Source organism: Ferrovum sp., from assembly GCF_027317285.1.
Classification (GTDB): Bacteria; Pseudomonadota; Gammaproteobacteria; order Burkholderiales; family Ferrovaceae; genus Ferrovum.
In genome coordinates this window covers 276-516 of sequence record NZ_DAHVHV010000173.1, presented here as the reverse complement: position 1 = coordinate 516, position 241 = coordinate 276, and the positions used below count along the sequence as shown (strand labels likewise).

General features: G+C 56.8%; 1 protein-coding gene. It reads left to right on the top strand.

The window, feature by feature from the left end; all coding sequences use genetic code 11:
- The coding region (locus M6F29_RS12175; protein ID WP_298160327.1) for a response regulator at positions 1 to 241 on the top strand (241 nt) is incomplete at both ends.

Genomic DNA, 241 nt, shown 5'->3' with positions numbered 1-241 from the left:
CATCATCCTTTCAGATTACAATCTGCCCGACTTCAACGGCTTAGTTGCACTGGAGATCGTGCAGCGCACCCACCCTGAAGTACCGGTGATCATGGTCACCGGCGCTCTTACTGATGTTGAGGCAGTGGAGTTGATCCATGCGGGCGCCAAGGATTATGTACTAAAAGACCGACTGGCCCGGCTTGCTCCGGCCGTCCGGTTGACGCTGTTGGCGGAACAGGAAGTCCACGCACGCAAGGTG